Origin of the sequence: Propionibacterium acidifaciens (genome assembly GCF_003798325.1) — a bacterium.
Lineage (GTDB): Bacteria > Actinomycetota > Actinomycetes > Propionibacteriales > Propionibacteriaceae > Propionibacterium > Propionibacterium acidifaciens.
Genome location: NZ_CP033719.1, coordinates 1,433,117 through 1,447,421, shown reverse-complemented (window position 1 = coordinate 1,447,421; position 14,305 = coordinate 1,433,117). Strand labels below are relative to the sequence as shown.

General features: G+C 70.4%; 8 protein-coding genes. 7 read left to right on the top strand and 1 reads right to left on the bottom strand.

Annotation, left to right across the window (positions count from 1 at the left end; genetic code table 11):
- The first annotated feature begins 40 nt into the window (after positions 1-40).
- From EGX94_RS06120 to EGX94_RS06105, 4 genes are read left to right on the top strand one after another with little or no spacing between them, the layout of a single operon-like run.
- Positions 41-1,483, top strand: coding sequence for a sugar ABC transporter ATP-binding protein (locus tag EGX94_RS06120; protein WP_226906056.1), 1,443 nt, complete (start codon positions 41-43; stop codon positions 1,481-1,483).
- Positions 1,480-2,451 (top strand): ABC transporter permease, encoded by a 972-nt coding sequence (locus tag EGX94_RS06115; protein ID WP_021798107.1) that lies wholly within the window; start codon positions 1,480-1,482, stop codon positions 2,449-2,451. The genes EGX94_RS06120 and EGX94_RS06115 overlap by 4 nt, the downstream gene beginning before the upstream one ends.
- Before the next feature lie 20 nt (positions 2,452-2,471).
- Positions 2,472-4,556, top strand: a complete 2,085-nt coding sequence (locus EGX94_RS06110; protein ID WP_021798109.1) for a beta-galactosidase — start codon at positions 2,472-2,474, stop codon at positions 4,554-4,556.
- Between the two features lie 33 nt (positions 4,557-4,589).
- Positions 4,590-5,342, top strand: coding sequence for a hypothetical protein (locus EGX94_RS06105; RefSeq protein ID WP_148083273.1), 753 nt, complete (start codon positions 4,590-4,592; stop codon positions 5,340-5,342).
- A gap of 173 nt (positions 5,343-5,515) precedes the next feature.
- Here the strand turns inward: EGX94_RS06105 and malQ are convergent, their stop codons facing one another.
- Complete coding sequence (gene malQ / locus EGX94_RS06100) at positions 5,516-7,441, bottom strand: 4-alpha-glucanotransferase (RefSeq protein ID WP_081660567.1); 1,926 nt, start codon at positions 7,439-7,441, stop codon at positions 5,516-5,518.
- A 269-nt stretch (positions 7,442-7,710) separates the two neighbouring features.
- On the opposite strand from malQ, the gene EGX94_RS06095 reads away from it, so the two are divergent.
- From EGX94_RS06095 to EGX94_RS06085, 3 genes are read left to right on the top strand one after another with little or no spacing between them, the layout of a single operon-like run.
- Positions 7,711-9,534, top strand: coding sequence for an HSP90 family protein (locus EGX94_RS06095; protein WP_021796993.1), 1,824 nt, complete (start codon positions 7,711-7,713; stop codon positions 9,532-9,534).
- Positions 9,524-10,534 carry a hypothetical protein gene (locus EGX94_RS06090; protein WP_123826039.1) on the top strand — a complete coding sequence of 337 codons (1,011 nt, stop codon included), beginning with the start codon at positions 9,524-9,526 and terminating at the stop codon, positions 10,532-10,534. Before EGX94_RS06095 ends, EGX94_RS06090 begins: the two co-directional genes overlap by 11 nt.
- Complete coding sequence (locus EGX94_RS06085; RefSeq protein ID WP_021798084.1) at positions 10,531-13,461, top strand: ATP-binding protein; 2,931 nt, start codon at positions 10,531-10,533, stop codon at positions 13,459-13,461. Before EGX94_RS06090 ends, EGX94_RS06085 begins: the two co-directional genes overlap by 4 nt.
- Positions 13,462-14,305: the final 844 nt, after the last annotated feature.

Below are 14,305 nucleotides of genomic sequence, written 5' to 3'. Positions count from 1 at the left end.
CTTGATCAGGATGTCGGGCATCCGCAAGAGTTTCAACGGCGTGCAGGTCCTCAACGATGTCGGCTTCGAAGTGAGGGCAGGGGAGATACACGCGCTGGCGGGAGGGAATGGGGCCGGCAAGTCAACTCTCATGAAGATCCTCCAGGGCGTCTACCAGAAAGATGCCGGAACGATTGAGATCCAGGGGAGGCCGGCCCAGCTGAACACGTACGCCGATGCGCGGCGTCAGGGTATCGGGATGGTCTTCCAAGAGTTCTCCCTGGTCCCCACGCTGACGGTCGCGCAGAACATCTACCTCAATGATGAGCCGCGCTCGGCAATGCTCATCCGGGATGCTGAGATGGTTGCCGGCGCCCGGGAGATATTGGAGCGGATGCAGGTCGACCTGGATCCGTGTGCCGAGCTGGCGTCCCTGGGCACGGCCTATTGGCAGCTCACCGAAATTGCCAAGGCCTTGCGGGGGAGAGCCCGAGTGCTCATCATGGACGAGCCCACCGCGTCATTGGCCAGGAAGGAGGCGGATCGGCTTTTTGAGCTGCTGCGGAACCTTCGGGAGCAGGGCATCGGCATCATCTACATATCCCACCGCATGGAGGAGATCTACGAGATAGCGGACAGGATAACGATTCTCCGGAATGGATCGAATCTGCTCACCAGGCCGATCTCCGAGACCACCCAGGAAGAGATCGTTCGGGGGATAGCGGGGAAGGCCGTGGCCCTCACTGCTGCTGGTTCCACGGGGCAGTGCGGGGGCGTGCTGCTGCAAGTCACCGGCGTGAGTGCGCAGCGCAAGCTGCACGATGTCTCCTTCGAGGTGCACGCCGGTGAGGTCATAGGGGTGGCAGGACTCATGGGATCCGGCCGGACCGAGCTCCTTGAGGCCTTGTTCGGAATCAATCGGATAACCATGGGCAGTGTCGTCCTCGACGGTCGACCCATGTCGCCGAAGAGTCCGAGGGACGCCATCGCGGCAGGCGTCGTGCTGATTCCGGAGGATCGGCGCCGTCAAGGACTCATACTCAAGCACTCCGTCCAGGAGAACCTCGTTCTTCCGGATCTCTCGGCGGTGCTGCGCGGCGGTCTGCTCTCCGCGGCCGCCGAACGGGATCGCGCAGTTCAGCTGATTGGTTCCTACGGCATCAGGGGCGCAGGCCCGAACCTGCCCGTCGAGGTGCTGTCGGGCGGCAACCAGCAGAAAGTGGTGATCGGCAAGTGGCTGGGGGTCGGCCCCCGACTGCTGCTCATGGACGAGCCGACCGCAGGGGTGGACATCGGAACGAAATCAGAAATTGTCAGACAGGTGAGGGAGTTTGCTCGAGACGGCGGTGCAGTCCTTGTTGTTTCGAGTGAGTATCAAGAACTCATCGCCATGAGTGATCGGTATCTCATCATGCGAGGTGGCTCCATCATCCGCAGTCTTCCGGCGGATGCGGTGCCGGACGAAACCACGTTGGAGATGTGGGTACAAGGAGTTGAGCAATGACCGAATCATCAATCGGGGGGACACATTCCCGGGCCAAGGGCCTGTTGAGCCGGGTGAACCTTGGGCAGTACATCATATACCTGGCGTTCGCCGTCACTTTCGTCCTGTTCGCAGTCGTGCTTGACGATCGGGGCTTTCTCACCAGCGGAAACCTCATGAACATCCTCCGACAGAGCGCCATCGTGGGCGTGATCGCGGTGGGGATGACTTTCGTCATCGCCGATGCCGAAATCGATCTTTCGGTCGGCTCGGTGGCCGGACTCGTTTCCGTGGTCACGGCCATGGCGATCTCCCACTGGGGCATTCTTGCCGGAATCGTCGTGGGGCTCATGGTCGGGATGCTCATCGGTCTCATCAACGGAAGTCTGGTGGCCTTCGTGAAGATCCCGTCATTCCTGGTGACCCTGGCAATGATGGGGATCGCGTTCGGCCTGGCCCAATGGGTCACTGATTCTGCGCCCCAGCCCATCCTGAAGCAGGGCTACAACATGGCCTTTGGCTCCGGTGACATCGGACCGTTGCCGGGCCTGGTGATCTGGTTCCTCATCGTGGCGGGCTGCGGCGCATTTGTTCTCAAGAAGACCCGCTTCGGGCGTCATGTCGTCTCGGTCGGCGCCAATCCGACTGCTTCGATCTACACCGGGATCAGCGTTGTCCGAACGAAATTCCTGGTCATGCTGATCTCCGCGGTCGTCGCTGCGCTCGGCGGAATGCTGTACGCCGGGCGGCTGCAATCCGGACGGTACCAGTGGGGCCAAGGCGACGAGATGAACGCCATCGCGGCCGTCATCCTTGGCGGCACGGCCCTGGCGGGTGGCCGTGGCTCCGTCCTCGGGACCGTGTTCGGCGCACTCTTCATGGGACTCATCAACAACGGGCTGATTCTGGCAGGTCTCAGTTCCCCGCAGCAGCAGGTCGTCCGAGGGGTCATCATCATCCTTGCCGTGGCACTGGGCAGCAAGAAATAAGAGAAGTGAAAGGAAATAACATGGGAACCGTTCCATTGGAAAAGACGCCTCAGCTCGAGGTGGCGAACCAGAGATTCCTGATCGAGGGTGAGCCCGGGGCGCTCTACGGCGGTGCCGTCCACTACTGGCGGCTTGATCGGGAGAAGTGGTCAGAGATCCTCGACGCCGTCGTGGCCATGGGTTATCGCATGATCTCCATCTACATCCCGTGGGAGGTCCATGAGCTGGAGCGCGGCAGGTTTGATTTCGGTGAGATCAACCCCGCGAACGACATCGATGCCTTCCTGAGCCTTTGTGAGGAGAAGGGCCTTCGTATCGTCGTGCGGCCGGGGCCGCAGATCAATTCCGAACTCACCGGATTCGGGTACCCGCAGCGTATCCTCGCCGATGAGTCGCTGCACGCCCGCAATGCACGCGGTACGCGAGTGGTCCTCACCCAGGCGCCCCGCCCGATCCCGGCCCTGAGCTACGCCGCTGACAAGTTCTTCGAGGAGACCGCGTTGTGGTATGACGCGATCTGCCCCATCCTCGCACGGCACGCCTACCCGAGGGGCGGGCTCGTCGCCTGCCAGGTCGACAACGAGATGGCCTATTTCTTCGGACTCAACTACTATTCGTCGGACTACTCCGAGGCCTCGATCGAGAAGTATCGCGCGTTCCTCGCCGAGAAGTACGGTTCCCTGGCCGGGATCTCCAAGGCCCACCGTACCCGGTACGACGCCCTGGAAGACGTGGATCCGCCGCGCAAGTTCTGCGCACGGCAGCCCGGCGACCTGCCGGTCTACTTGGACTGGGCGCAGTACCGGGAGAACTATCTGGTCGACTCGATTGCTCGGCTCGCCGACATGCTCCGTGAGCGTGGCCTGGCCTCGATTCCGCTCTTCCACAACTACCCGCATCCGCTCGGGCCGGGCGGTGCCTCGTCCAACTTCACGACGCCGTTCAATCTCATCGCCTTGGAGCGGGTTGTCGATTTCGTCGGCTTCGATGTCTATTCCCGCAAGGAACTCTTCCAGCACGTGAGGACGGTCACGAGCTATGTGTCCGGGTCGAGCCGGTATCCGTACATCCCGGAGTTCATCGCAGGTGTCTGGGCCTGGTACCTGAACCCCGGGGACCTGCGTGATGAGGAATTCGTCACCAAGGCTGCACTGATGCATGGCATCAAGGGGTTCAGCAGGTACATGCTCGTCGAACGCGACAGGTGGCTCGACTCCCCGATCCGTCGTGATGGCACCGTGCGGGAGGACAAGGCCCACGTCTTCGGGCAGGCCAACAGAATGCTCGACCGCCTCGACTGGCAGCACATGGATCTTCTCGCCCCGGTCGCCCTGCTGGCGAATCGTGACTATGACAGGCTGGAGGCTGCCAGCGTGCTCGTATCGTTCCCGGGCGATTTCCTGGAGACCCCCAGCACGTTCAGCGAGTACCCGAACATCCTCACCGTCGATGAGAGCGACATCGGATTCCAGCAGCCCGTCCAGCTGGCGAAGCGCGACTGGTTCGGGGCCTGGTACGAGAACTTGGAGCGGTCACGTGCCGGCTTCGTCATCAGCGACACGGAGGCAGATCTCGAGCTGCTCGCGCAGCGCAGGATCGTTGTCCTCACCACCTTCGAGTTCCTCTCCGCGCAGACCCAGCGGACCCTTGTCGATTACGTTCGTCAGGGCGGGACGCTGATCATCGGGCCCACGGTCCCGACTCTCGGTGCCGACATGGAGCCGTGCACGATCCTTTCCGACGCCCTGGGCGGCAATTCGGCGGGATCGGCGGAGCTCGGCGAGGGGAGCGTTCACGTCGTCGCGTCGCCCGGCGACATGGCGGCTGTACTGGGCCGGGTCCTGGCCGGTCTCGGGGAAACCCTGGTGACGGTCGACAACCAGCTGCTGCGCTCGACGATCCATCTGAATTCGGCGAACCCGAAGGATGTCGTCGTCTTCATCGCGAACCCCACGGACGAGCCGCAGACCGCTACGGTCACGGCCGAGACCCCCATCGTGGCATGCCAGGATGCGTGGTCGGGCGAACAGCTGTCCAGCACGGAACCCCTCATGTGCGAACTCCTGCCCTACACCGTCCACGCCTTCCGCATCGCCCTGGACTGAAAGGAACCATCAATGTTGCACGCGAATGCGCAGATGCTTGACATCGACGTCGATCAATGGCGCGCCGCCCAGGACCTCATCCTGCATTCCGGGAAGGCTGCTCCCCGGTTGGTCATCATCCACGACCATGGCCGAGTCCAGAAGGCGCGTTTCTCCGACGGGGAACCCCTCGCCGATGCCCCGACCTCGATCACCGATCCCAGGCGGACGGCCGCGGAACTGTTCGCCGAGTTCAACGAGCGGGTCGAATTCGTCATGGTCATGGAACGCGATGCCGTCGATGACTACTTCGCCCGGGTCCAAGGGGCATGGACGATCGACGCCGATCTGGACGATTTCGTGACGACCATGTTTGCCGCCCTCGACGACGATCCTGAGGGTATCGTGGTGCATCCCGGGCCGGCAAGCGGTCAGCTGGGACTGCAATGGCGACTCGGCTGGGGCCATGAGGAGATCGTCGCCAAGGTGGCCTCGGCGATATCGCCGGATTCCTGGGTGGTTCTGGGCAGTCACGACGTCGACCGGCTCGTGGCGAGTCTTCTCATCCACTTCGACGAGGACCTCGAGGTCGACTTGTTCACGACGGCGGCCCCTGAGCGGGTCGACCTGATCGGGGGACGTGGGGAAGTGCTCGAACGGCTGATCGACCTGGTGGGGCAGCAGGGCGGAAGGGTCGGCTTCGCGCTGTCCGTCGATCATCAGCTGGCGCCCGAGCTCCTGGCCGCCACGGACAAGGCGCGGGTGATCGCCGCCCACCCCGGTGAGGCCACCGTCCGCACGCCATGAATCCTCCGGTGGTCGTCCAACCGGCCGGATGAGCGGGTGTCCCGGGCAGTTCCTGCCCGGGACACCCGCCTGTCGTCGGCACGACATCGGGTGTTTCCCCCCGGAGCCACCACGAGCCCGTGACCGGCGGACATCGGTCGTGGCAGCCAGCCGCGGGACGGGGCCGTGGCGCCTCAGCGGTTCTCGCTGAGCAGCTGCACGAGGTCACGCGCCATCGGGCTGCGCATCGTGCGGCCCACCGGCTCGGGCAGGGCCAGCCGCCAGTTGGGGTAGACGCCGACCGTGCCGGGCATGTTGGGCCGGCCCCGCACCATGGCGGCGTCGTCGAGCACCGCGAGGACGACCCTGCTCGGGGCCGAGCCGAGACGGCGGTAGCGCGCCATGATGGCGTCGTGGATCTCCTGCTCGCCGATCCGGCGGCCGGGCTTGCCGGGATCGACGCCGGCGTCGACGGCGAGCTCGCGGCGGGTGCGCTCGATCTGGTCCCAGTCGGCGCTCTTGCCGATGCGCCGCAGGTCCTCGACGTCCGAGCCGGTGATGAGCCCGGCGACCGTCACCTGGTCGTGGGTCGACGAGGTGCCGATGGCCAGCTCGGGGAAGTCGTCGGTGTCGACGCGCATGGCCGAGCGGTTGGCGAGCATGCCGATGTCGGTCATGGACTCGCGCACCCCGGCAGGGACGGTGCCCATGTCCTCGCCGACGATCCAGGCGCCGGCGCGCATGGCCTCCAGACGGAGGACGGCCAGCAGCGCGTGCACCGGGTAGGTGACGTAGACGCCCTCCGCGGCGGTGCCGTCCTTCGGCACCCAGTACAGGCGCCACAACTGCATGACGTGGTCGATGCGCAGCGCCTTGGCGTGGCGCAGCCCCTCGTGGACCATCTCGATGAACGGTCCGAAGTCGTGGAGGACGAGCGCCTGCGGGTTGAACGGCGGCAGCCCCCAGCGCTGGCCCTCGATGTTGTGGGTGTCGGGCGGGCAGCCGATCTCGAAGTCGAAGCACAACGAGTCCTGGAAGGCCCAGGCGTCCTCGCTGCCCTGGTCGAAGCCGACCGCCAGGTCGGCGATGACGTCGACGCCGCAGGTGCAGGCCTCGGCGTACTGGACGTCGGCGACCCACTGGCACCACGCGTAGAAGGAGACCTTGTCGGCGTGCGCCCCGGCCCAGCGGCGCACCGCCTCCGAGCCCGGGCGGTGCAGCTCGGCGGGCCACTCCTGCCAGTCGGAGCTGTCGAGCTCGTCGGCGATGGCGCACCACACGGCGAAGTCGCGCAGGGCCCTGCCGCGGCGCTGGCGGTAGTCGGTGTACTCGATGTTCTCCTCGTCCCGCACGGCGCCCCAGACGCGCCACAGCGCCTCCTTCTTGAGGGCCCACACGGCGGAGCGGTCGATGAGGCGCTCCGCGTTGAGGGCCCGCCCGGCCGCCGACAGATCGGACAGGTCGACGCGCTCGGCGCCGGGGGCCTCGCCGGGCGCGACGTGGAGAAGGTTGAGGAACTGGCGGCTCGCCGGGGAGTACGGGGAGTCCTGCGGATGGCTCACCGGGGCGATGGCGTGCACCGGGGAGACCTGGACGCAGCCGGCGTGCTGGGAATGGGCGATGCGGCAGATGCGTCCCAGGTCGCGGAAGTCGCCGATGCCCCACGAGTCCTGCGAGCGGGCGGCGTACAGCTGCAGCTGCCAGCCCCAGCTGCGGTCGGGGGAGCGCAGGCTCTCGGGCGCGGCGATGACGAAGCGGCGCAGACCGTCATCGGTGTGCAGGACGTGGTAGCCGGGAACGTCGACGACGCCGTGGGCCCGGTAGTGGTGGCCGCCCTCGAGGACGAGATCGCCGAAGAGCTCGGGATGGTGGCGGCCCGGCGTGCAGACGAGCGGGGCGCCGATGCCGGGGGGCGGCTCGTCGCGGAAGTGGTCGTCGACGAGCTCGAGCGTGCTCGTGGGGACCTCGACGACGGCGCCCGCGGCGTTGACGTAGCTGCCGCTCACGCCCAACGGCTCCAGTCGTCCCAGGAGGTCGTCGCGCCGGTTCGCCTCGGTGCTCTGCCCGCCCGCAGCCTGATCGCCGAAGCCAGGGGCGTGAGCGTTCTCTTTCAAACTCACCCCCCCAGGCTATAGGGCCGGTTCGGCGGCAGGGGCGATCCGCGGGCCGGGGCGCTCGGGGACCCCCTGACGGGGCCCCGCACCGGCGTGGCGCCGCCCCGCACGCGCCGGGGCGCGGAGGCCGTCGCGCGGGCCGCCCGCCCCGCACGATGAGGGCCCTGACGAGCCCGGACGCGGCTCGCCCCGCGGGCGTACGAGGGCCCCGACCCCTCCGGGCCCTTCCGCGGCCGTCCGGCGCGCCGGGCGGGGCAGGGCCTAGGCTTGCCCACGTGCCCAGCAACGACACCCAGAGCGACGACGCCTTCCGGGTCGACCTGCGCGGCCTGGTCGGCCTGCTCGGCCACAACCTCTACTCGAGCCCGCGCGTCTTCGTGCGCGAGCTCCTGCAGAACGGCGTCGACGCGCTCACCGCATCCGATCCCCGCCCCGGCGACCGGCGCCCCGGCATCGAGCTCATCGGCTCGGACGCCGCCTCCGACGGGCGCATGCACTGCCTCGACTCGGGCGTCGGGCTGGACGCCGACGACGTGCGCGCCTTCCTCGCCACCATCGGCGGCTCGTCGAAGCGCGGCCACGACGAGACGATGCTCGGCCGTTTCGGCATCGGCCTGCTGAGCTGCTTCGTCGTCACCGACCGCATCGAGGTGCTCACCCGCAAGGGCGACGGGCCGGCGATCCGCTGGATCGGCCACGAGGACGGCACCCACGAGACGGTCCCGGCGTCCGGCCTCGACGACGAGCGCACCGCCTGGCTCGCCGCCGGCCCCGGCACGTGCGTCTCGCTGCGCCCGACGGCCGCCACCGCCCACTGGCTCACCTCCGAGCGCGTCACCCGGCTGGCGAGGACCTTCGGCTCCTACCTGCCGTACCGCGTCGTGAGCGCCCGCCCCGACGCGACCCCGGTGACCATCGCCCCGACGACGCCGCCGTGGCGGCTGGCGGGCCGCGCCCGACGTCGCGAGTGCGAGCGCCTCGCCCGCGAGGAGTTGGGCGTCGAGCCCCTCGCCGTGCTGCCGGTGGCCGTCCCCGAGGCCGGTCTCGACGGCGTCGTCGTCATCCTCGACCAGCAGGCGCAGGCCGGCTCGCGCGGCGGCCACCGCGTCCACCTGCACGGCATGCTCCTGTCCGAGGACGTGCCCGGTCTGCTGCCCGACTGGGCCTTCTTCGCCCGGGCCGTCGTCGACGCCACCCGGCTGACGCCGACGGCCAGCCGCGAGGGGCTCCGCGAGGACGAGCTCCACGAGACGGTCCGCACGAGCCTCGGCGGGCAGATCCGCCGCTGGATCCTGCGCCTGGCCGCCACCGACCCGGCCCGGATCAACCGCTTCCTCGCCGTGCACTCGGTCGCCGCCAAGTCGATGGCGCTCGGTGACGACGAGCTCTTCGAGACCCTGCTGCCGGTGCTGCGCTTCGAGACGAACACCGGCGAGGCGACCCTGCCCGAGCTCGCCGAGCGCACCGACGTCATCCGCGTGGCGCGCACCGTCGACGACTACCGTCAGATGGCCGCGGTCGGCGCCGCCCAGGGCATCGACGTGCTCAACGGCGGCTACGTCTACGACGCCGAGCTGGCCCTGCGCGCCCCACGGGTGCTGCCCGGGCTGCGGGCCGAACCCCTGTCGCCGCGCGACCTCGACGCGCACATCCGCGCCGTGCCGGAGGAACGGCTGCGCGCCGCCCGGCCCGCGCTGGAGCGCGCCCGCCGGGCCCTGGGGCGGCTCGACGTCGACGTGGAGCTGCGGGCCTTCGCGCCGTCCTCGATGCCGGCCCTCCACCTGGAGGACGGGCGGGCCCGCGCCGCGGCCGCCTCCGACGAGGTCGCCGCCGGCGCCGACGAGACCTGGGCGGCCCTGCTCGCGACGATGCGTCCGACGCCGGTCAGACCCCGCCTGCTGCTCAACGACGACAACCCCCTCGTGCGCAGGATGCTCGCCCTCGGCGACGACGAGCTCGTCTCCCCGGCCGCCGAGTCGCTCTACGCCCGCGCCCTGCTGGCCGCTGGGCACCGGCTGCGCGCGGCCGACCTGGCGGCCGTCGACCACTCCTTCCTCGCCCTGCTCGAACGCGCCCTGGAGGGCGACGATGACCGGTGACCACGAGGCGGGACCGGCGAGCGGCCTGTCCCGTCATCCCTTCGCCCCCGAGGCGGTGGCCCGCGCCGGCGCCCGCCGTCTCGCCGAGCTGTTCGTCGACGCGACCCGCTGGGGCGGCTGGCAGGCGCAGCAGGCGATCGTGACGCGCTGGGAGGAGCTGCGCGCCGGAGCGATCGAGTGGGCCGGGGCCACGGGAGACCGCGAGCCGCCTCATGCGCCGGCCTGCCTGGAGATGGACACCGGGATCGCCGATTTCGGCGTCACCGACGCCCGCGACCCGGAGCGCATCGAGACCGTGGTCGACCTGTTCACCCGGGCCGGTGACACCGCTCGCGCGCTCGACCTGGAGCACCTGCTCGCGGTCGGGCTCGACGGGGACGCCGTGCGCGGCGACATGCTGCTCGACCGGACCCGCGCCTGCGGTGGGGCCCGCGTCCTCGTCACCGCGCTCTCCCGCACCCGGATCGACGGCGGCGACCCGGACGCTGCGCGCGCCCGGCTGGCCGAGCTGCGGGCCCTGGGCATCGACGTGATGAGCGAGCCGATGACCCGTATGCGGATGGGCCGCGCGGTCCTCGGCCTCGGAGCGGCCTTCGACGGCATCCTCGACCTCCCCGATCCCGTGGACGCCTGTCTGCTCGACGACGAGTTCCCCGCGCTGCGCGCCGCCCGGGCCCGGCGCCGGGCGGACCCGGCCCGGCAGACCGGCCAGGGCGCGCAGGCCGTCGCCATCCTGCGCGCCGAGGCCGACCGCCAGCGTTCGATGGGCATGACGGTGGAGGTGACCAGGCTCATGCACAGGGCCTCGGAGCAGCTGGAGGACCTGGCCCGCGGGCGGGGCGACGAGCGGGAGCACCGGCGGCTGCTGGCGGAGGGCCGCGACTGGCTCGAGGAGCACGGGCGCCACGAGGAGGCCGTGCGCTGGGACGAGGACCACCGGGACGACCCGGGTCCGTGGAACGATCCGTCCGGGAGTCCGGCGGGAGGGGGAGCGGCATGAGCGACGAGGACATCCGCGAACGGATCATCCGGCTGCACGACACGATGATCGGACGCCCCTACGCCGAACGGATCGGGCCGCTCGAGCAGGCCGTGGGGCTGGCCGACGAGCTCGGCGACGAGCGGCTCGGCATCGCCGTGCGCCTGGCGCTCGTCACGGCACTCACCCTCGGCGGGCGCCCCTCGGAGTCCTTCGTCCCCTTCGCCTGGCTCGTGCAGCGCTACGACGCGGACTCACCGGCCCTCACCGACGAGTACCGCCACGCCATCCTGTGGTGCAACAAGTGGATCGTCGACAACGCCCCCGACTACCCGCAGATCCCCCTCGCCCAGGTCGAGGCGCTGCTGGCCGACATGCAGCGGCGCTACACGGCGGCCGGGATCGGCCCGGAACCGGTAGCCAAGTGCCGCTACGAGTTCGTCTCGGCCACCCGCGGCGAAGCCGCCGCCGAGGCCGAGTTCGACGCCTGGACCGCCCTGCCCCGCTGCGAGATGAGCGACTGCCCGGCCTGCTCGGCCCGGGCCCGGGCCGAGCACTGGTACGACCGGGGCCGGTACGAGCGCGCCCTCGAACTCCTCGCCCCCGTGCTGCAGGGCGGGTCCGCGTGCGAGGAGGAGCCCTGTCACTCGCTGAGCCTGGCCGCCCTGTGCGCCGCCGAGCTCGGCCGGATGGACGACGCCGCCGGGCACCACCTGCGCGCCTGGCGCCAGACGCGCGACGACGTCGGGAAGACCGGCGTCGTGGACAGGCACGTCCTGCTGTGCGCGCGCACCGGGGCCCTGGCCCGTGGCCTGGAGCTGATGGCCCACCGCTGGGAGCAGGTGCGCGAGTTCGACAACCCTCGGACCGGGATGCTCCTGCGGGCCGCTGCCGCCCGGCTCGTCGGCGCCTGCCTGGCCGAAGGGATGGCGGGGCAGGCGCTGCGCGTCCACGACGGCAGCGAGCTCGTCATCGACCAGGGCCTCTACGACGACCTGGTCGCCCGCGCCCTCGAGACCGCCGCCGCCTACGACGCCCGCAACGGGAACGACTCCGTGGGCCGCATGGTGCGCGAGGACTTCATCGATGCCGGCCCGCTGCCGCCGATGCCGCTGACCACGGGCACGGCGCCCGATGCGCGCCGTGCCGAGCCGCTCAACGGCCTGTCGTCGCATCCGCGCGCGGTGCGTCCGGACGAGATCGCCGCCGCGCGGCCGGAGGACCTCGAGGGGCTGCTCGACCGCATCCTGCGGTGGGGCGGCTCCGACGCCGCCGCGGCGTTCGAGGCGCGCTGGCGCACGCTCCGCGACGAGGCGATCGCCCGGGCCGAGTCGAGCGGCGACCCGCAGCTGCTCCGGAGCGTCGCGAGCCTCGTGGTGAATTCGCTCCACCTCGCCGGGGCGGTGCACGAGTCCCAGCGCCTCGAGGCGACCGAGATCGCCATCCGGCTGCTGGAGCAGGCCGGCGACACCGTGGGCGCGGCGGCGCTCCAGCATGCGATCGCGAGCGCCATCACCCACGACGAGGAGCGTGCCGCCGCGCTCGCCGAGCAGGTGCGGGCCAGCGGCGACGTCGAGGAGATCCTCAACGTCATCGGCACCGCCGTGTTCGATCCCGAGGACCCTGCGTCGCGCCGGGCCCGTCTCGACGAGCTCGACTCGCTCGGCGTCACGGCCGAGTCCGCTCCGAAGCTCCGCAGCCGCTGGGTCGGCCTCGTGCTCATGTGCTGCTCGGGCGACCCCGACGTCGCGTCGGCGCTGTGCGAGCGCGCCGCCGCGCTGCTGCAGCCGGGGGAGTTCCCGGAGCTCCAGCGCCGCCTCGCCGACCACCGCGCCGAGGCGCTGTGGAGGCAGGACCGCGCCGAGGAGGCGGCCGCCGTCGTGGACGACGCCGTGGGGCGTCTGGAGAGCGCCGGCGCCCTCGACCAGTTGGCGCAGGCCCTGCGCTACAGCGGCCGCATCCACCAGTTCCTGGGCGACCGGCTCACGGCCGAGCGCCGCTACCAGCGCGCTCTCGCCTGCGCCCAGCGTGTGGGCGATCCGAAGGCGAGCACCCATGCGCGGGGCTTCCTGTGCTCGCTCCTGCTCAAGCAGGGCCGGGACGTCGAGGCGATCGAGGTGGCCGAGCACGCCCTGGCCGACCTGGAGATCCCCGACGACCCCTATGTGGGATGGGGCACCGACGCCATGCTCGACTCGCGCACCCAGATCGCCGGCATGGGCGCCCGGCTGTGCCTCGGCCTCGGGGAGACCGAACGGTCCGTCTCGCTGGCCCGGCGCGGCGCCGACGACGCGATCCAGCTCGGCAGGGCCGCCACTGCGGCGGAGCTGCTCGAGATCGTCGGCGACGGGCTGAGCGAGCGCGACGCGATCGAGGCGCTGCGGGCGTACACGGAGGGCGTCGAGCAGGCCCGCGCCGCTGGCGACGCCATGGAGCTGCTGGCGTTGCAGCGCCGCCGCATGTGGTCCGCCGCCGACGCCGACGGCTTGGACGCCGGGCTCGCCGTGCATGCCGAGGCGGTCGCCGCCGGACAGGCGCTGTGCGAGCGGGTGCTCACCGACCCCGAGTTCGCCGAGCGGACGAACATCGACCCCGAGATGACGATGCTCGACATCGCGATCGACCGGGTGCGCCTGCTGGGGAGCAACCACGCCGCCGACCGGGCCCTGGCCGAGCTCGGCGACGCGCCCGAGCGGATCCTCGCCCACGGCAACGAGAGGTTCGCCGCCACGGTCCACGACCTGCGCGCCCGGCTCCGCCTGGCGGTCCACGACGAGCGCGGTGCCTTCGCCGACATCGGCGCGGCCATGGGGCTGGCCGACCGGATGGAGGACGCCGCACTGCGCAGGGACTTCGCGGCGCTCGGCGCGACCTGGCTCGACCGCGAGGGCCGCAGCGACGAGGCCGAGCGCTTCTGGGCGGCGAACCGGGGTCGGCAGGAGGACTGAGAGCGGGCCTGCGGGGAGGATGATGGGGGCAGGGCTCGTGTCCTGCGACGAGGGCGTCCGGTCACGCATCGTTGGTGCCCATGACCCGTCGTGCGCCCCACGGGGCCGGACCCCCCATCGTGAGGGGGACGGCGGGTACGGCGTGGGAGCCCGATTCCGGGTCGGGGAGAGGGCGGTCGTTCCCGCCGATCCCGTGACGCGTCCGGGAGCGAGGGGACCGATGGGGGCGGGCGCGCAGCACGGACCGATCGGTCCGGGATCGGAGGCGATGGTCGAGTCGAGGGGGCTGGCGAAGAGCCATCCGTCGCCGACGGGTCGGTGACGGTGCCCGACGGGATCTCGTGCTCGGCGGGACCCGGGGAGGCGGTGGTCCTCCGCGGCGTCCCGGGGAGCGGCGAGTCGGCGCTTCTCACCGTGCTCGGCGCCCTCGACGGATTCGACTCGGGAGGCGTCACGGTCTGCGGGCGGGGCCTCGGAGGACTCCCCGTGCCCCGGAGAGCGGGATCCCGGGCGGAGAGCATCGGCTTCGTCTTCCAGTACTTCGATCCTCCCCCGTGCTGAACGTCGTGGAGAGCGTGGGGATCTCGCCCACGGCCCTCGGGGTGGGTCGTCGTGAACGGCGCGGGCGGTCGATCGCGATGCTCGACGCCGTCGGGATCGGTGGGTACGTCGAGAAGCTCCCCGACCAGCTCCCCGGGGCGAGCAGCAGCGGGTGGCCATGGCGCGCACCGGTGAAGCGTCCGCGCCTTCTTCTCGCCGATGAGCCGGCCGGTGCCCTCGACGAGGGGTCGGCGGAGCAGGTCATGGATCTCATGCGCGAGCCGCAGCGCTCCTTCGGGACCGC

Coding starts and splice junctions, on each gene's coding strand:
- EGX94_RS06115 (WP_021798107.1), top strand. CDS start 1,480: ATGACCGAATCATCAATCGGGGGGACACATTCCCGGGCCAAGGGCCTG.
- EGX94_RS06110 (WP_021798109.1), top strand. CDS start 2,472: ATGGGAACCGTTCCATTGGAAAAGACGCCTCAGCTCGAGGTGGCGAAC.
- EGX94_RS06105 (WP_148083273.1), top strand. CDS start 4,590: ATGCTTGACATCGACGTCGATCAATGGCGCGCCGCCCAGGACCTCATC.
- EGX94_RS06090 (WP_123826039.1), top strand. CDS start 9,524: ATGACCGGTGACCACGAGGCGGGACCGGCGAGCGGCCTGTCCCGTCAT.
- EGX94_RS06085 (WP_021798084.1), top strand. CDS start 10,531: ATGAGCGACGAGGACATCCGCGAACGGATCATCCGGCTGCACGACACG.